Annotated in this window: 13 protein-coding genes; 10 read left to right on the plus strand and 3 right to left on the minus strand. The window is 29.1% G+C overall.

All coding sequences use genetic code 11. The annotated features are described in order from the left end of the window. Window positions 1-4 precede the first annotated feature (4 nt). From ftsE to uvrA, 6 genes are all read left to right on the plus strand, one after another. Window positions 5-691 (plus strand): cell division ATP-binding protein FtsE, encoded by a 687-nt coding sequence (gene ftsE, locus D3Z33_RS13455; RefSeq protein WP_160198292.1) that lies wholly within the window; start codon window positions 5-7, stop codon window positions 689-691. After that, entirely contained in the window at window positions 681-1,577 is an 897-nt protein-coding gene (gene ftsX / locus D3Z33_RS13460) for a permease-like cell division protein FtsX (RefSeq protein WP_160198293.1), read from the plus strand. Before ftsE ends, ftsX begins: the two co-directional genes overlap by 11 nt. A gap of 22 nt (window positions 1,578-1,599) precedes the next feature. Next, a complete protein-coding gene (locus D3Z33_RS13465; protein ID WP_160198294.1) occupies window positions 1,600-2,733 on the plus strand; it encodes a murein hydrolase activator EnvC family protein in 1,134 nt (377 codons plus the stop codon). A 139-nt stretch (window positions 2,734-2,872) separates the two neighbouring features. Then, window positions 2,873-4,072, plus strand: a complete 1,200-nt coding sequence (locus tag D3Z33_RS13470) for a S41 family peptidase (RefSeq protein WP_160198295.1) — start codon at window positions 2,873-2,875, stop codon at window positions 4,070-4,072. Window positions 4,073-4,209: 137 nt separating this feature from the next. Continuing rightward, window positions 4,210-6,183 (plus strand): excinuclease ABC subunit UvrB, encoded by a 1,974-nt coding sequence (uvrB, locus tag D3Z33_RS13475; protein WP_160198296.1) that lies wholly within the window; start codon window positions 4,210-4,212, stop codon window positions 6,181-6,183. A gap of 34 nt (window positions 6,184-6,217) precedes the next feature. Then, the gene (gene uvrA, locus D3Z33_RS13480) at window positions 6,218-9,043 is read left to right on the plus strand and encodes an excinuclease ABC subunit UvrA (protein ID WP_160198297.1); all 2,826 of its coding nucleotides are present in this window, start codon (window positions 6,218-6,220) and stop codon (window positions 9,041-9,043) included. A 29-nt stretch (window positions 9,044-9,072) separates the two neighbouring features. On the opposite strand, the gene D3Z33_RS13485 is transcribed toward uvrA, so the two are convergent. Continuing rightward, window positions 9,073-9,708 carry a YgjV family protein gene (locus tag D3Z33_RS13485; RefSeq protein WP_160198298.1) on the minus strand — a complete coding sequence of 212 codons (636 nt, stop codon included), beginning with the start codon at window positions 9,706-9,708 and terminating at the stop codon, window positions 9,073-9,075. A 17-nt stretch (window positions 9,709-9,725) separates the two neighbouring features. Then, entirely contained in the window at window positions 9,726-10,415 is a 690-nt protein-coding gene (locus D3Z33_RS13490) for a hypothetical protein (RefSeq protein WP_160198299.1), read from the minus strand. 106 nt (window positions 10,416-10,521) lie between these two features. On the opposite strand from D3Z33_RS13490, the gene uvrC reads away from it, so the two are divergent. The 4 genes from uvrC to nifJ all read left to right on the plus strand — a co-directional run bounded on the left by uvrC (window position 10,522) and on the right by nifJ (window position 17,994). Beyond that, window positions 10,522-12,387, plus strand: coding sequence for an excinuclease ABC subunit UvrC (gene uvrC, locus D3Z33_RS13495; protein WP_160198300.1), 1,866 nt, complete (start codon window positions 10,522-10,524; stop codon window positions 12,385-12,387). A gap of 12 nt (window positions 12,388-12,399) precedes the next feature. Next, window positions 12,400-13,320: an HPr(Ser) kinase/phosphatase gene (gene hprK / locus D3Z33_RS13500; protein WP_160198301.1), complete on the plus strand. Its 921-nt coding sequence runs from the start codon at window positions 12,400-12,402 to the stop codon at window positions 13,318-13,320. An 11-nt stretch (window positions 13,321-13,331) separates the two neighbouring features. Further along, window positions 13,332-14,282 carry an ROK family protein gene (locus D3Z33_RS13505; protein ID WP_160198302.1) on the plus strand — a complete coding sequence of 317 codons (951 nt, stop codon included), beginning with the start codon at window positions 13,332-13,334 and terminating at the stop codon, window positions 14,280-14,282. Between the two features lie 172 nt (window positions 14,283-14,454). After that, on the plus strand, window positions 14,455-17,994 hold the full coding sequence (gene nifJ, locus D3Z33_RS13510; RefSeq protein WP_160198303.1) for a pyruvate:ferredoxin (flavodoxin) oxidoreductase: 3,540 nt from the start codon (window positions 14,455-14,457) through the stop codon (window positions 17,992-17,994). A gap of 51 nt (window positions 17,995-18,045) precedes the next feature. On the opposite strand, the gene D3Z33_RS13515 is transcribed toward nifJ, so the two are convergent. Next, on the minus strand, window positions 18,046-18,669 hold the full coding sequence (locus tag D3Z33_RS13515; protein ID WP_160198304.1) for a cyclodeaminase/cyclohydrolase family protein: 624 nt from the start codon (window positions 18,667-18,669) through the stop codon (window positions 18,046-18,048). Window positions 18,670-18,784: the final 115 nt, after the last annotated feature.

Genomic DNA, 18,784 nt, shown 5'->3' on the forward strand with positions numbered 1-18,784 from the left:
TATTATGATACGTCTAGAAAATGTTACGAAGCAATATAAAAATGGCGTTAAAGCATTAAATGATGCTAGTATTAATATAGAAAAAGGTGAATTTGTATTTTTAGTAGGCTCAAGTGGTGCTGGAAAATCAACTTTAATTAAGTTGATTACTAAAGAAGTAAATCCTGAAAAAGGTAAGATATTTTTAGATGATAAAGATATAACTAGTTTAAGTAGTAGAAAAATTCCAAACATAAGAAGAAATATTGGTATGATATTCCAAGATTTTAAGCTATTACAAAATAAAACTGTATTTGAAAATGTAGCATTTGCTCTGGAGATATTAGGATATTCTCCACGTGATATTAAGAAGAGAGTACCTAAAGCATTGGATATGGTAGGTCTTTCTAAAAAACTAGATAGTTATCCTGATCAATTATCTGGTGGAGAACAACAAAGGGTATCTATTGCTCGTGCAATTGTAAATAAACCTAGTGTTGTAATAGCAGACGAGCCTACAGGAAATCTTGATCCAGATACAGCGTGGGATATAATGAATTTATTAAAAGATATAAATAGACGTGGTACTACAATTCTAATGGCAACACATGCAAAAGATATTGTAGATAACATGAAAAGGCGAGTAATTGCTTTATCAGATGGTAAGGTAATAAAAGATGATACAAGAGGAGGTTACGATTATGAATCTTAGATCAATAGCATACACTTTAAAACAAGGATTACAAGGTGTATGGAGAAATAGAATGATGAGTCTTGCATCTATTGGTTCTGTAACATCCACTTTAATAATACTTGGTATTATCTTAATTTTAGTATTGAATGTTAATAATCTTTCTGTTATGCTAAAACAAGAATTTGATGAAATAGAAATATTTCTATCAGAAGATGCAACGGATGAAGAAAAAACAAAATTAGAGAAAGACTTAAGAGATGTTAAGGGAATTTCAGATGTCAAATATAAATCTAAAGAAGAAGCATTGAAATCTATGAAAGACCAGTGGAAAGATAATTCATATCTTTTAGAGGACTTAGAGGAAAACCCATTTCCTGATTCATTTATACTTAGAATAAATGATCTTGATAATTCAGATAAAATAGTTAATAGTATAAAAGATATGGAAGGTATAGAAGATATTAAATATTATAGAGATATAATAGAAAGAACAGTTACTATAGCAAATATAGTAAGAACAGGTGGAATAATAATAATAGCTATTCTTATTTTAATTTCCATATTTATAATTTCTAATACAATTAAAATAACAGTAGCAGCTAGAAAAAAAGAAATTAATATAATGAAGTACGTAGGAGCTACAAATGGATTTATTAGAGGTCCATTTATAGTGGAAGGGGTACTACTAGGTATTTTAGGTTCTATCGTTTCAATAGCTTTAATAGGCTATGGATATAAATATTTATTTGATATAGCTAGTCAAAGACTATATGTATTTGCAACTGTATACATGATTCCATATTATCAAATATTAAATGACATTGTAATAATGTTTGTGGCTATCGGAGTTGGAATTGGTGTAATAGGAAGTGTTATATCACTTAGAAGATTTTTGAATGTTTAAGCGATTAAGGGAGGAAACTATGTTGAAAAAAGGGAAGGCGTTATCTTTTTTACTTGCAACTGCAATCTTTTTAAACGTAGGAATTGTTTATGCGGGAGATGTAGATGAATTAAAGCAAAAACAAAAAGGTATTGAAACTAGACTAAAAGATGCACAAAAAGATCTAAAGAAAAAAGAAAGTGAAATGTCTGAAGTAGAAAAAGAAATAAAAAAATTAGATGAAGAAATAAATGATGCTGCACAAGAAATAAAAAAAGTAGAAGGCAAGATATCTAATGTAGAAAATGATATAAATACTACTGAAAAAGAATTAGAAGAAGCCCAAAGTAATGTAGATGAAAAAAGTGAAACATTAGGTGCAAGATTGAGAGTTATGTATAAAAATGGTAATGTCAGTTATTTAGAAGTGCTTTTAGGTGCTGAAGACTTTGGGGATTTCATTAGTCGATTAGATTTAGTACAAAAAATAGCAGATCAAGATGTTGATTTATTAAAGTATATGCAAGAACAAAGAGATATAATTGAAGATAAGAAAAAAGAATTAGAAACAAAGAAGAAGTTATTAGATCATCAAAAAAGTCAAGTGAGAAAACAACGAGAAAAACTTTCTTTAGCAAATAGATCTAAAAAAGATGAAATGAAAAAGCTAGAAAAAGATTATAAAAAACTAGAAAAATTAGAAGATGATTTAAATAAGGAAGCAAATGAAACTACAAATGATATACAAAACTTACAAAATCCTAATGCAGAGTATGTAGGTGGAGAATATACATGGCCAGTACCTGGTAAATATAAAATAAGCTCACCCTTTGGATATAGAACACATCCTATATATGGAACTAAGAAACTACATACTGGTATAGATATTGGTTATGGTGGACAATATGGGACTACAGTAGTAGCAGCAAATAGTGGTAGAGTAATATATGCTGGATGGAAAAGTGGATATGGTAATACTGTTATGATTGACCATGGTGGTAGAATAGTTACACTATATGCACATAATCAATCACTATTAGTAAGTGTAGGACAACAAGTTAAAAAAGGGCAACCTATTGCTAAGGGAGGAAGTACAGGTAATTCTACAGGTCCTCACTGTCATTTTGAAGTAAGAAAAAATGGACAATATGTAAATCCTTTATCATATTTAAGATAATTTTAAAAGACAGAGTTTTAACTCTGTCTTTTAAAATGTTTTGATGAATAGTTAAATTGAAATGGTAAAAGCTAAATGGTATAATATTATAGTAATTTTAATAAACTTTATAGTATGATACTTAATTGGAGGTGAATAAATGATTTCAAAGAAAAAAGCTATTATAATTGGAGTAATTTTGATTTTATTAACTGCTACAGGCACTTTTATATTAGATAATATGGTTCAACTTACTATAGGAACAAAAATAATAATGCCTAAAAGTCAATTGAATAGCACAAGTAAGATAGCATATATAAAGAATTATATAAATGAAAATTATCTAAACGATGTAACTAATGAAGAACTTACAGATGGACAGCTAAAAGGATTATTTGAAGGCTTAGAAGATCCTTATTCTGTATATATGTCAAAAAAAGAATTTGCTGATTTTATGGATCAAACAGAAGGAAGCTATGGAGGAGTAGGAATAATAGTAACACCTGGAGAAGATGGATATATAACAGTTGTATCTCCTATAGAAGATACTCCTGGAGAAAAAGCTGGGATAAAGTCTGGAGATAAGATAATTAAAGTAAATGATAAGGAGTTTACTGCTGACACTATGGATAAGGCAGTTGATCTTATGAAAGGAGATCCTGGAACAGATGTTAAGCTTACAATTCTAAGGGATACTGAAGAAGGAAAAACAGAAGAAATTGAGGTTGAATTAACTAGAAAAGAAATAAGACTTAAAAGTGTTAAATCACAGATGTTAGAGGATAATATTGGTTATATAAGAATTATACAATTTGATGAATTGGTATATGAAGATTTTAAAAAGCATTTAGAACAACTACAAGATAATGGAATGAAATCCTTAGTAATAGATTTAAGAAATAACCCTGGTGGGTTACTTGCACAAACGGCAAATATTGCTGATTTGCTTATAGGTAAATCAAATATAGTTTATACAGAAACTAAAAATGGAGAAAGAGAATATTATAAATCAGACGAAGATAAACTAGGTATTCCTATTACAGTTCTTGTAAATGAAGGAAGTGCTTCAGCTTCTGAAATATTATCTGGAGCTATAAAAGATACAAATACTGGAACGCTTATAGGAACTAAAACATTTGGTAAAGGTATAGTACAAAGAATAGAGCAACTAAGTGATGGTTCTGGATTTAAACTTACAGTTTCTGAGTATTTCACACCAAATGGTACTAATATTCATGGAAAAGGAATTGAGCCTGATATTGAGATAAAGCTTCCTGATGGAGTTGAAGGTGGAGTTGAAAACTTAGATCAAGACATACAACTTAAAAAAGCAATAGAAATATTAAGAGAAAAGATGTAGACAATTGTCTATATCTTTTTTGTCGTTTGATTAGTCAAATAATAGGGAATAAATATTAGTAGATGTATTGACTTAATATAGAAATAGCAATATAATAATAACGAACAACCGTTCCTTAAAATTTTGAGGTGATAAAAATGAGTATATTTAAATTAAGTTCAGAATTTAAACCTACAGGAGACCAACCTGTAGCAATAGAAAAATTAGCAAATGGAATAAATAATAATAATAAGTTTCAAACATTATTAGGAGTAACTGGCTCAGGTAAAACTTTCACAATGGCTAATATAATTGAGAAAGTAGAAAAGCCTACGTTAGTTATAGCTCATAACAAGACACTTGCAGCACAGCTTGCAAGTGAGTTTAGAGAATTTTTTCCAGATAATGCAGTTGAATATTTTGTAAGTTATTATGATTATTACCAACCTGAGGCATATGTTCCAGGAAGTGATACTTATATACAAAAAGATGCTTCTATAAATGATGAGATAGATAAACTTAGACATTCAGCTACAGCATCTTTATTTGAAAGAAGAGATGTTATAATAGTAGCTTCTGTATCATGTATATATGGTCTTGGAGATCCTATTGATTATGAAAATTTAGTATTATCTTTAAGGCCAGGCATGACTAAGGATAGAGATGAAGTTATAAAAAAATTAGTTGATATACAATATGAAAGAAATGATATTAATTTTATAAGAGGAACATTTAGAGTTAGAGGTGATATAATAGAGATATTTCCTGCTTCATCTACAGAAAATGCCATAAGAGTAGAATTTTTTGGAGATGAAATAGATAGAATAACAGAAGTAAATTCTTTAACTGGTGAAATAATAGGAAGAAGAAACCACATCTCAATATTTCCAGCTTCTCACTTTGCTACATCACAAGATAAAATAGATAAAGCAATGATTAGTATAGAAAAGGAATTAGAAGCAAGGTTGAAAGAACTCAGAAGTGAAGATAAACTCCTAGAAGCACAAAGACTTGAACAAAGAACCATGTATGACATAGAAATGCTTAGAGAAATGGGCTATTGTAATGGAATAGAAAACTATTCTAGACACTTAAGTAATAGAAAAGCAGGGAGCAAACCATATACACTTATTGACTATTTTCCTGATGATTTTCTAATTGTAGTAGATGAATCACATGTAACTATACCTCAAGTAAGAGGAATGTATGCAGGAGATAGGTCTAGAAAACAAACACTAGTAGATTATGGCTTTAGATTACCTTCAGCACTTGATAATAGACCACTTAATTTTGAGGAATTTGAAGGACATATAAATCAAATGGTATTTGTAAGTGCTACACCTGGTCCTTATGAACAGGAACATTCAGAACAAATAGTAGAGCAAATCATAAGACCTACAGGTTTGTTAGACCCATCTATAGAAGTAAGGCCAACTGAAAATCAAATAGATAATTTGATAAAAGAAATAAATATAAGAGTAGAAAAAAATGAAAGAGTTCTTGTCACAACTCTTACTAAAAAAATGAGTGAAGATCTAACTTCGTATCTAGAAGAAATAGGAATAAAAGTAACATATCTTCATTCTGACATAAAAACAATAGAACGTATGCAAATAATTAGGGATTTAAGACTCGGAAAATTTGATGTGTTAGTAGGGATCAACTTATTAAGAGAGGGATTAGACTTGCCAGAAGTTTCTCTAGTTGCTATTTTAGATGCAGACAAAGAAGGATTTTTGAGGTCTGAAACTTCAATGATTCAAACAGTAGGAAGAGCAGCAAGAAATTCTGAAGGTAGTGTTATAATGTATGCTGATAAGATCACTAATTCTATGAATAGAACGATATCAGAAACAAATAGAAGAAGAAGTATTCAAAAAGAATACAATGAAGAGCATAATATAGTGCCTACTACAATAAAGAAATCTATTAGAGATGTAATAGAAGCAACAAAAGTAGCAGAGGATGAAGAAGGCTATAATGTAGAAAATCAAATGACTAAAGAAGAAATTGAAAATATGATTATAGCAATAGAAACGGAAATGATGCAAGCCGCAGAAAATTTACAATTTGAACGAGCAGCAGAATTAAGGGATAAAATAACAGAACTTAATAAAAAATTAGATAATTAGGTACTGGCCTTAAGTAGGAAAGAGGGATAATAGAATGCAAAAAGATAAATTAATAGTTAAAGGAGCTAAAGAGCATAATTTAAAAAATATTGATATTGAATTACCACGTGATAAATTTATAGTTTTAACTGGATTATCAGGCTCAGGAAAATCATCATTAGCTTTTGATACAATATATGCAGAAGGACAAAGAAGATATGTAGAAAGTTTATCTGCATATGCTAGACAATTTTTAGGACAAATGGAAAAGCCTAATGTTGAATATATTGAAGGATTGTCTCCGGCAATATCAATAGACCAGAAGACTACAAATAGAAATCCACGCTCAACTGTTGGGACAGTTACAGAGATATATGATTATTTTAGACTTTTATTTGCTAGAGTAGGCAGTCCTCATTGCCCAAATTGTGGTGATGAAATATCTTCTCAAACTATTGATCAAATGGTTGATAAAGTAATGGAGCTAGAAGAGAGAACAAAAATACAAATATTAGCTCCTGTAGTAAGAGGAAAAAAAGGTCAACATAAAAAACTTTTAGAAAATATACGTAAAGAAGGATTTGTAAGGATAAGAATAGATGGAGAAATATTAGATATAAATGAAATTGAAGAATTAGAAAAAAATAAAAAGCACACTATAGAAATTGTTGTAGATAGAATAATAATAAAAGATAATATAGAAAAGAGACTAACTGATTCAATAGAAACATCACTTGATATAGGAGAAGGACTAGTAATAATTAATATTATTGAGGGAGAAGATATGCTATTTAGCCAGAATTTTGCATGCGCTGATTGTGGAATAGCACTTGAAGAAATATCTCCTAGGATGTTTTCTTTTAATAGTCCCTTTGGTATGTGTCCTACATGTAATGGTTTAGGAAATCATAAAAAAGTTGATAAAGAATTAGTTATACCCAATAAAAATTTATCATTATCTCAAGGAGCTATTGCTCCATATAGTGGTGCAGGAGAGGATACTTACTATTATAGAATATTTAAAGCTATAGCAGACTATCATAATTTTTCAATGGATAAGCCTATAGGAAAAGCTCCTAAGGCTATGTTTGATGAATTATTATATGGTACAGATAGAAGTATACAATTTAAATTTAATAGTAGATTTAGTGGAAACAAGAGTTATAGAGGAACTTTTGAAGGAGTAATAAATAACTTAGAAAGAAGATATAAAGAAACTAACTCAGATTATATTAGAGAAAAAATAGAAAATTATATGAGTATAATACCATGTAGTGATTGTCATGGTGCAAGACTAAGAGATGAATCTTTAGCAGTTACAATAAACGATAGGAACATATCTGATGTAACGGAAATGTCAATAAAAGATAGCTTTGATTTCTTTAATAACTTAAAGCTTACAGAAAGACAGGAGTTTATAGCACACCAAATTCTAAAAGAGATTAATTCTAGACTTGGATTTTTATCAGATGTAGGGCTTGAATATCTTACTCTCTCACGAAGTGCTGGAACATTATCTGGAGGAGAATCACAAAGAATAAGGCTTGCTACTCAAATTGGCTCTTCTTTGGTAGGAGTATTATATGTATTAGATGAGCCTAGCATAGGATTACACCAGAGAGACAATGATCGATTATTAAAAACACTTAGAAATCTTACAGACTTAGGAAATACACTTCTGGTAGTAGAGCATGATGAGGATACGATGTATGCTTCAGATTATATTGTTGATATTGGACCTGGAGCAGGAGTTCATGGTGGAGAAATTGTGGCACAAGGAAATGTAAATGAAATAATGAAGTGTAAAGAATCTATTACAGGACAATATTTAAGTGGGGATAAAGAAATATCTATCCCTGATAAAAGAAGAAAATTTAATGGAAATAAAATAAAGATAAGAGGAGCTAAAGAGCATAATCTTAAAAATATCGATGTAGAGATACCCTTAGGAGTATTTACTTGTGTAACAGGAGTATCTGGTTCAGGCAAGTCAACTCTTATAAATGAGATATTATATAAAGGGTTGTCACAAGAGCTTCATAGAGGCAAAAAGAAGCCTGGAAAACATAAAAAAATTGATGGTATAGATAATGTTGACAAAGTGATAGATATAGACCAGTCTCCTATAGGTAGAACACCTCGATCAAATCCTGCAACTTATACAGGGGTATTTGATCATATACGAGAGTTATTTGCAATGACACCTGAAGCTAAAACTCGTGGATATAAAAAAGGAAGATTTAGTTTTAATGTAAAAGGTGGAAGATGTGAAGCATGTAATGGTGATGGTATAATAAAAATTGAGATGCATTTTTTACCAGATGTATATGTGCCTTGTGAAGTATGTAAAGGTAATAGATATAATAGAGAGACATTAGAAGTAAGGTATAAGGGGAGAACAATATCTGATGTATTAGAGATGACAGTAGAAGAGTCATTAGAGTTCTTTGATTCTATACCAAAGATAAAGAGAAAATTAAAAACTATGAATGATGTAGGACTTGGATATATTCATTTGGGCCAACCTTCTACTCAACTTTCAGGTGGAGAGGCACAGAGAATAAAGCTTGCTACAGAACTTAGCAAAAGAAGTACAGGAAAGACATTATATATTTTAGATGAACCAACAACAGGACTTCATTTTGCTGATATCCATAAACTTATTAAAGTATTAAATAAACTTGTAGATAGTGGAAATAGCGTTCTTGTAATAGAACATAATTTAGATGTTATAAAAGTAGCTGATCATATAATAGATTTAGGACCTGAAGGTGGAGATGGTGGTGGAACTGTTGTAGCTACAGGTACACCTGAATTTATATCAGATGTGGAAGGTTCCCATACAGGACATTTTTTAAAGAAAATATTAAAAAATAATTAATAAATAGGGAGTGTTTCTAGAAACACTCCCTATTTATTAATTTCTTTTACAAAATAATCTATTCCATCCTCTGAAATTTTTGTAAAACCCATTTTTTCTAAATAATTATTATGTTTATTATTTTGTGAAATACTAATAAACCTATTATATCCTTTATTTAAAAAGTAATCTTTATTTTCTTCAAAAAGATACTTTCCAATTTTAAAATCTCTATACTCAGGTATAGCATAGTCCATTTCAATTTTCAAAGTATTTTTATCATATTCTGAAGCAATAAAAATACTAGCTGGCACTAAATTTCTCAATACATATATATTTATAACACTATCATCAGTATTAAATCTAGTTGAAGAAAAATAATTTAATAGATCTTCTTTATAGAAATCTAAAAAATAATTAAAATATTCAGAATTCATATCTATAGGTAATATTTTAAAATAATCTTTTGAACTATAAATCTTAGTTAAATAATAAATGTTAATAAAGCTTATACCCAAATTCATTATTGCAACAGGTAAAGCTCCAATTAAGAAACCATAAATAGAAAATATGATACAACCTATTAAATTTATCCATCTAAGTTTTATAACAGATGACATTAAAAGGGATACCAAAATTACAAATGATGCCAAATAGCCAAGCCATTCTAACCAATTTATATCCATTTTGTAACCTCCATATTTTAATTAAATTTTTTCATAGGTATTTTTTTCTGATTTAAAATTCCTACGAATTTACGAGAAAGTTCACTATCGATATCAAAAACTAATTTACCTTGATCTGCTATTAGATATAATTCGATATAATCAGTAAAAATAAAATAATCTTTTATATCATTATATGTGTAAACATCGGAATCATTATAAACATTAGCACCATATATTATAGGTAAACTAAGTCTGAAATCCCAACCAGATATTATGATATAGTCTCTGGTAAAATATCCATAAATACTTTTATTTGAAATTCTAAGTATAAACTCTATAATTAAGAAAGAAAGTATAAATAATACTATTCTAGGAATAGAAATAGACTCTATACTAAAATCTTTAAAAAGAGAAATAAAATATATAAGTATTATAGCTAAATATATTATTAAACGTACTGATAAGTTAAAACCATTAGTTTTAACTTTAAGTAATACATTATGTTCATTTAAGAATCTCTTAGTATATATTTTCCTTATTGTTGATTCTATAACCATAAAAAATATTAAATAAATTGTATATAATATAGGAGAAACTATATTATAATAAGTATAATCATCTATATTTTCTAAAAAAGGTCTAAATATAACTCCAACAATAGACATAAAAAAGATTGTAATAAAAAATGATGTAAAAAATAAAATACTCTTCTTAGTACCTGACAAGTTTGTACCTCCTTAAGATGTTATAGTATTATTATAACTAAATTTAATAATTCTTTCAATTATGATATTATTATAATCAAAAGTAGTATAAAAAAGGATGATATATATGAATTTTAATATAGAAGAAGAATTAAAAAAATTGCCTGATTCTCCAGGTGTTTACTTAATGAAAGATAAAAAAGGCGAAATCATATATGTAGGAAAAGCAATAAGCCTTAAAAATAGAGTAAGACAATATTTTAGATCTTCCTCTAACAAACAAGCAAAAGTAAAGGCTATGGTAAGTCATATAGAAGAATTTGAATATATATTAACAGATTCTGAAGTAGAAGCTTTAATTTTAGAATCAAATTTAATAAAAAAGTATAAACCAAAATACAATGTCCTTTTAAGAGATGATAAACAATACCCATATATAAAAGTAACATTAAATGAAAATTATCCTAGGGTTATAAAAACTAGGAACGTATTAAAAGATAAGGCAAAATATTTTGGACCATATACTAGTGCAGGGGCTGTAAATGATACCTTAGATATAATAAGAGATTTATATCCAATTAGAACTTGTAAATTGAAATTAGAAGAAGGAAAGAAGGTAAGAGAAAGACCTTGTTTGAATTATTATATAGGAAAATGTAATGCACCATGTATGGGAAATATACCACATAATGAATATATGGAGATGATAAATGAAATAATAATGTTCTTAAATGGAAAAGAAGAGAATTTAGTAGAAATAATTAAAGGTAAAATGAGTAAAGCTTCTAAAAGTTTAGATTTTGAGGGAGCTGCTAGATATAGAGATCAAATACTTTCATTAGAGCATATTTTAGAAAAACAAAAAATAGTTTCTACTACTTCTACAATAGACAGAGATATAATAGGAATGGCTCGTGGTATAGAAGATGCTATAGTTCAAATATTTTTTATGAGAAATGGAAAGCTAATGGGACGTGAACATTTTATAATTACTGATATAGAGAATCAAACTAGAGAAGAAATACTATCTTCATTTACAAAACAATTTTATATGGGAACAGCATTTGTACCTAAAGAGATATTAATTGAAGAGGAATTTGAAGATATGGATATTGTTTCTCGTTGGCTTACGGAAAAAAGGGGATCAAATGTGTATATAAAAGTGCCTTTAAGAGGTGAAAAAAATCATCTCATGGAGATGGTTAGAAAAAATGCATTAGATATATTAAATCAATATAGTGATAGAATAAAAAGAAAAACAAAAAAAGAAAAAGGTACTTTGAAAGAGTTAAGACGAATTTTAAATTTAGAAAAAACTCCAAATAGAATAGAAGCATTTGACATTTCTAATATAGCAGGTGTTGAATCAGTTGGATCAATGGTAGTATTTGAAAATGGAAGTAAGAAAACTAGTGATTATAGAAGGTTTAAAATTAAATCTATAGAAGGGCCAAATGATTATGGAAGTATGGAAGAAATATTATGGAGAAGATTTAATAGAGCTATAGAGGAAGCAAAATCTATAAAAGAAAATAAAGTAGGAATTAAAAGCTTTTCTGTTTTACCTGATTTGATAATGATGGATGGAGGAAAAGGACAAGTTAATATTGCATTAAAGGTATTAGAAGAGTTTAATCTAGATATACCTGTATGTGGCATGATAAAAGATGATTTTCATAGAACAAGAGGAATTATATATCAAAATAAAGAAATAAAAATTTCTAAACATAGTGAAGTTTTTAAATTAATTACAAGAATACAAGATGAAGCACATAGATTTGCTATAAGTTATCATAGAAGTCTAAGAGATAAAAAAGTATTTAAATCAGTTTTAGATGATATAAAAGGGGTTGGAACTAAGAGAAAAAAAGCCCTTTTAAGAGAGTTAGGTTCTATTGAAAATATAAGAAAAGCAAGTGTTGAAGAAATGAAAAGTATAGATGGAATGAATATAAAGGCAGCACAGTCTGTATATGATTTTTTCCATAAATAAGGGAGTGGTTATGTGAATTCAGTAAATATAAAAAGAGTAATTAAAGATATGGATGTAGAAGTAATTTATCAAAGTAAAAATAACAATATAAATATTATAAAAAGTGATATAAATAGACCAGGGTTACAACTAGCTGGTTATGTAGATTTTTTTGCAGAAGATAGAATACAAATCATTGGTAATGTAGAATGGCACTATTTACAAACACTTGATAAACAAATTAAATTTAAACGATTAGAATATTTATTTTCTCATCCAATACCTGCTCTTATAGTAACTAGAGATTTATATATTTCAGACGAAGCACTGAACTTAGCAAAAAAATATGACAGAACTATTTTAAGATCATCTCTTTCAACATCAAAATTTATAAACAATCTAATGATATATTTAGATGATATGCTTGCTCCAAATACTACTATGCATGGAGTTTTAGTAGATGTATATGGTGTTGGAGTATTGATTACAGGAAGATCTGGAGTTGGCAAAAGTGAAACTGCTCTAGAATTAATAAAGAGAGGGCATAGACTTATAGCTGATGATGCTGTTGATATAAAGAGAAAAGATGAAGGAAATTTAAAAGGGACTGCTCCAGAACTTATAAGACATTTTTTAGAAATAAGAGGAATAGGTATACTAGATATTAAGAGATTATTTGGGGTAGGAGCTGTAAGAAATTCCAAAACTATAGATCTTGTTATAGAGCTTGAATATTGGGATGATAAAAAACAATATGATAGAACTGGATTAGATGAAGAATATACTAATATATTAGGAACTAAAATGTCCAAAATAATAGTTCCTGTAAAGCCTGGAAGAAATATTTCCATGATTGTAGAAGTTGCAGCACGAAATTATAGACAAAAAAAGATGGGTTATAATGCAGCACTTGAGTTAAATAATAAATTAATTCATCAAATGGAAAATAGATAGGGGGTTAAATTATGTATATTGGAATTGATATTGGAGGTACAACCATAAAAATTGGTATCGTTGATGAAAAAGGTGAAATAATATACCGTGACTCTACATTAACAAAAGTAGAATTAGGATATGAAAAAGTAAAAGATGATTTAATTGACTTAATAAATAAAGCGATTAAACTTTCTAAGTCGAAAGGTTATGATATAAAATCTATTGGCATAGGGGTACCTGGAGTTACTGACCCAAATAGTGATTATGTAGTTTATGCAACAAACTTGAAATGGACAAATGCACCATTAGGTAAAGACTTAAAATCTACTTATGATATACCTATTTATATCGATAATGATGCAACAGTAGCAGGAATTGCAGAAAGTGTAAAAGGTATTACTAAGGGATATAAGAATTCAGTTTTTTTAACATTAGGTACAGGAGTTGGAAGTGGAATTATAATCAATAATAAAGTTTATAGTGGAAGTCATAATAAAGGTTCAGAAATTGGACATATTATAGTAGGAGAGAATTTTTATGATTGCAATTGTGGAAATAATGGATGTCTTGAGACATTTGCGTCTGCTACAGCTATATCTAAGTATACACATAAATTAATAAATGAAGGGTATAATGATGAAGAATTTATGGACGCTTTAAAATCTAATGATAATATAATAGATACAAAATTAGTGTTTGAACTTGCTAAAAAAGGTAATAAATTAGCATTAAAGTCTGTAGAAAGAATGACTGATTACTTAGCAATAGGTCTTGCTAATATTATTAACTTAATTGATCCTGATATAATTGCAATAGGTGGTGGAGTCTCTAAAGCAGGTGAATATTTGATAGAAAAAATAAATAAAAAAATTATCAATTATGTAATATTTAAAGAAGGAGAAATTACCCAAATAAGTCTTTCCCAATTAGGTAATGAAGCAGGAATAATAGGTGCAGCCTTAATTTCAGAATATAAATAACATTATATTGTATACAATATAACAATTTTTTTTCTATTTGAATATTTTTTTGAAACCTTCAAAAAAATTGTATCTTATTGACATCAGCATATTTGTTTAATATACTTAACTTGAGCTAACTTTGTTGATTAATTTTATTTTAATTATTTATATTATATGAGGGGGTAATTAAATGTCAAAAGCAATGAAAACTATGGATGGAAATACAGCCGCTGCTTATGTATCTTATGCATTTACAGATGTTGCTGCAATTTATCCTATCACACCTTCTTCTCCAATGGCAGAATACGCTGATGATTGGTCAGCTAATGGAAAGAAGAACATTTTTGGTCAAACAGTAAAAGTGACTGAATTACAATCTGAAGGTGGAGCATCAGGTGCAGTTCATGGCTCTTTACAAGCAGGAGCATTAACTACAACTTTTACAGCTTCTCAAGGATTATTACTTATGGTACCTAATATGTACAAAATGGCAGGAGAACTTTTACCAGGAGTATTTCATGTAAGTGCTCGTGCTGTAGCAAGTCATGCATTATCAATATTTGGTGATCACTCTGATGTTATGGCTGCAAGACAAACTGGTTTTGCTTTACTTGCATCTGGTAGTGTTCAGGAAGTTATGGATTTAGCAGGTATAGCTCATTTATCAGCTATAAAATCTAGAATACCTTTTGTACATTTCTTTGATGGATTTAGAACCTCACACGAAATACAAAAAATTGAAGTTGTTGATTACGATGAATTTGATAAATTAGTTGATCATGAATCTGTAAAGGCTTTCAGAAATAGATCATTAAATCCTGAAAGACCAGTAACTAGAGGTACTGCACAAAATCCTGATATATTCTTCCAAGCACGTGAATCTTCAAATAGATTTTATGATGAATTACCTCAAATTGTTGAAGATTATATGAAAGAAATATCAAAAGTAGTAGGTCGTGAATATAAACCATTTAATTATTATGGTGCAGAAGATGCTGAGAAAGTAATAGTTGCAATGGGATCTGTTACTGAAACTATTGAAGAAACTATAGATTATATGATATCAAAAGGAGAAAAAGTAGGTGTTATAAAAGTACATCTTTATAGACCTTTCTGTGAAAAATTCTTCTTTAACGTATTACCAAAAACAGTTAAGAAAATAGCGGTACTTGATAGAACAAAAGAGCCAGGATCATTAGGAGAGCCTTTATACCAAGATATTAAAACACTTTTCTATGATAAAAATGAAAGACCATTAGTAATAGGTGGAAGATATGGTTTAGGTTCAAAAGACACTACTCCATCACAGATAAAGAGAGTATTTGATGAATTAGACAAAGACGAGCCTAGAAATGGATTTACAATTGGAATTAATGATGATGTAACTCATTTATCTTTAAATATAGAAGAAGAAATAAATACTACGCCAGAAGGAACTATTAGATGTAAGTTCTGGGGACTTGGTTCTGATGGAACTGTAGGAGCAAATAAAAATGCAATTAAGATTATAGGAGATAATACTGATATGTATGCTCAAGGATATTTCTCTTATGATTCTAAAAAGTCAGGTGGAATAACAGTATCTCACTTAAGATTTGGTAAGAAACCAATAAAGTCAACTTATTTGATTGAAGAATCAGACTTTACTTCTTGCTCTACTCAATCATATGTTAAAAAATATGATTTACTTAAAGGACTTAAAAAAGGCGGTACTTTCTTATTAAATACAATATGGAGTCAAGATGAATTAGACGAAAAGTTACCAGCAAGCATGAAGAAATATATAGCAGATAATGATATTAATTTCTATACAATAGATGCTACTCATATGGCTCAAGAAATAGGACTTGGACATAGAACAAATATGATAATGCAATCAGCATTCTTTAAACTTGCTAATGTAATAGATTTAGATGAAGCTGAGAAATATTTAGATGAAGCTATTGTTAAGTCTTATGGTAAAAAAGGTGAAAAAATAGTTGAAATGAATAAAGAAGCAGTTAAAAAAGGTATGAATAACTTAGTTAAAGTAGATGTACCTGAGTCTTGGAAAAATGAAACAGTTGAAAAGCAAGTAGCTGAAGGTGAAGAAATGCCTGATTTTATCAAAAATATACTTGATCCAGTTAACAGACAAGAAGGAGACTTATTACCAGTAAGTTCATTTGTAGGAGCTGAAGATGGTACATTTGAAAATGGTTCAGCAGCATTTGAAAAACGTGGTATTGCTGTAACTGTACCAGAATGGCAACCAGACAATTGTATACAATGTAACCAATGTTCATTTGTTTGTCCACATGCTGTAATTAGACCTTTCTTATTAGATGAAGAAGAAGTGGAAAGAGCACCAGAAACATTTGATACAATTAAGCCAATGGGTAAACAATTTGAAGGTTTAAGATATAAAATTCAAATATCACCATTAGATTGTACTGGATGTGGAAATTGTGCAGATATTTGTCCAGCTAAAGAAAAAGCATTAATTATGAAACCTATTGAAACTCAAACAGAAAAAGAAATTCCAAATTGGGAATTTGCAATGACTGTAACTGAGAAAAAAGATAGAATGAATTTAAATACTGTTAAAGGAAGTCAATTTGCACAACCTTTATTAGAGTTCTCTGGAGCTTGTGCAGGTTGTGGAGAAACTCCATATGCAAAAGCAGTTACTCAACTTTATGGAGATAGAATGTTAATAGCTAATGCAACAGGTTGTTCATCAATCTGGGGTGGTTCAGCTCCTTCAACTCCATATTGCATGAATTCAAAAGGTCAAGGACCTGCTTGGGCTAATTCATTATTCGAAGATAATGCAGAATATGGATATGGAATGGCTGTAGCAACAAATCAATTAAGAGATAAATTAGAAGTATTAATGAATGAATTAATTGAATTAAATGTTTCTGATGAAGTTAAATCTGTAATGAAAGAATGGATAGATTCTAAAGAAGATGCAGAAGGTTCTAAGAAAGCATCAGCAAAGGTATTAGATGTTATAAATTCAAATGATATTATAGATGAAAAAGCAAAATCTATATTAAAACAAATTGAAGAAACTAAAGATTACCTAGTTAAAAAATCAGTTTGGATTATAGGTGGAGATGGATGGGCATATGATATTGGATTTGGAGGTTTAGACCATGTGTTAGCGTCTGGAGAAAATATCAATGTATTAGTATTTGATACTGAAGTATATTCAAATACTGGAGGACAATCTTCAAAAGCTACTCCAACATCAGCTGTAGCTAAATTTGCTGCATCAGGTAAGAAAACTAAGAAAAAAGATTTAGGAATGATTGCAACAACTTATGGATATATTTATGTAGCACAAGTATCTATGGGTGCAAATAAAAATCAATTTATGAAGGCATTAGTTGAAGCAGAAAGTTATGATGGACCATCAATTATAATAGCTTATGCACCATGTATAAATCATGGAATAAAAGCAGGTATGGGTAAAGCACAAGAACAAGAAAAGAACGCAGTAGATGCAGGATACTGGCATTTATATAGATATAACCCAACACTTAAAGAAGAAGGAAAGAATCCATTTATATTAGATTCTAAAGAACCAAAAGCTTCATTTAGGGATTTCTTAATGAGTGAAGTTAGATACACTTCATTAGCAGCTACATTCCCTGAGTTTGCAGATCAATTGTTTGAAAAAGCAGAGAAAGATGCGAAAGAAAGATATGAAAATTATAAGAGAATGGCTGAAATGGAATATTAATTAAATAAAAAAACGTAGATTCTACTAGAATCTACGTTTTTTATTATGTTTTTAAACTACCTTAATATCAGATTTAGCTAATATTTTTTGTTCTCTTTCATTTACATCTGATAATTTTTCCATTTCTTTTTCATATTCTTTTACAAACTCTTCATCTTTAATAGATAAAAGATTGATTTTAACATTATACATAGCACCTATAACTGCATTCCTTGCCATCATTGTTGCTATTAAACCATCTGTTACTGCTGATTGATTACCTTTTTCTACTACTTTTTCTGCATAGTCAAATATTTTATATGCATCTTTAGCAATCTCTAAAGGAACTTTTGCAGCACTTTTAAGTCCTTCTTGTATAGCTTCTTTTCTTTTTTTCTTTTCTTCATCTGTAGTTTTAGGCAAACCAAAAGCATCATCAACTTCTTTATAAGAGTTTGAATCTCTAGTTATATCATTTAAAAATTTAGATTTCATATTTTCTGCTATCTTCTTTATTTCTTTCATTTCTTCTTGAGCTTCAGCATATTTCTTTTTACCTATTGTAAGGTTTGTAACCATTTCAAGTAAACTTACAGATAAAGCACCGGATAAAGCTGCTACACTTCCACCACCTGGCATAGGTTCATTTGAAGCTAGTATGTCTGTGAATTTTTTTACTGTTAAATCTTGAAACATAAATTTATCTCTCCCTTATTTTAATATTTATAAATTAGAATAACCCACTAATTTCTCCCTCATCAGAAAGATACATATTATTTGCTGCAGGTGTTTTAGGAAGCCCTGGCATTGT

It is taken from the genome of Senegalia massiliensis, assembly GCF_009911265.1.
Classification (GTDB): domain Bacteria; phylum Bacillota; class Clostridia; order Tissierellales; family SIT17; genus Anaeromonas; species Anaeromonas massiliensis_A.

Bases quoted from the DNA above. Each gene is read 5' to 3' on its own strand.
- ftsE (WP_160198292.1), top strand. From the start codon at position 5: ATGATACGTCTAGAAAATGTTACGAAGCAATATAAAAATGGCGTTAAA.
- ftsX (WP_160198293.1), top strand. From the start codon at position 681: ATGAATCTTAGATCAATAGCATACACTTTAAAACAAGGATTACAAGGT.
- D3Z33_RS13470 (WP_160198295.1), top strand. From the start codon at position 2,873: ATGATTTCAAAGAAAAAAGCTATTATAATTGGAGTAATTTTGATTTTA.
- uvrB (WP_160198296.1), top strand. From the start codon at position 4,210: ATGAGTATATTTAAATTAAGTTCAGAATTTAAACCTACAGGAGACCAA.
- uvrA (WP_160198297.1), top strand. From the start codon at position 6,218: ATGCAAAAAGATAAATTAATAGTTAAAGGAGCTAAAGAGCATAATTTA.
- D3Z33_RS13485 (WP_160198298.1), bottom strand. From the start codon at position 9,708: ATGGATATAAATTGGTTAGAATGGCTTGGCTATTTGGCATCATTTGTA.
- uvrC (WP_160198300.1), top strand. From the start codon at position 10,522: ATGAATTTTAATATAGAAGAAGAATTAAAAAAATTGCCTGATTCTCCA.
- D3Z33_RS13505 (WP_160198302.1), top strand. From the start codon at position 13,332: ATGTATATTGGAATTGATATTGGAGGTACAACCATAAAAATTGGTATC.
- nifJ (WP_160198303.1), top strand. From the start codon at position 14,455: ATGTCAAAAGCAATGAAAACTATGGATGGAAATACAGCCGCTGCTTAT.
- D3Z33_RS13515 (WP_160198304.1), bottom strand. From the start codon at position 18,669: ATGTTTCAAGATTTAACAGTAAAAAAATTCACAGACATACTAGCTTCA.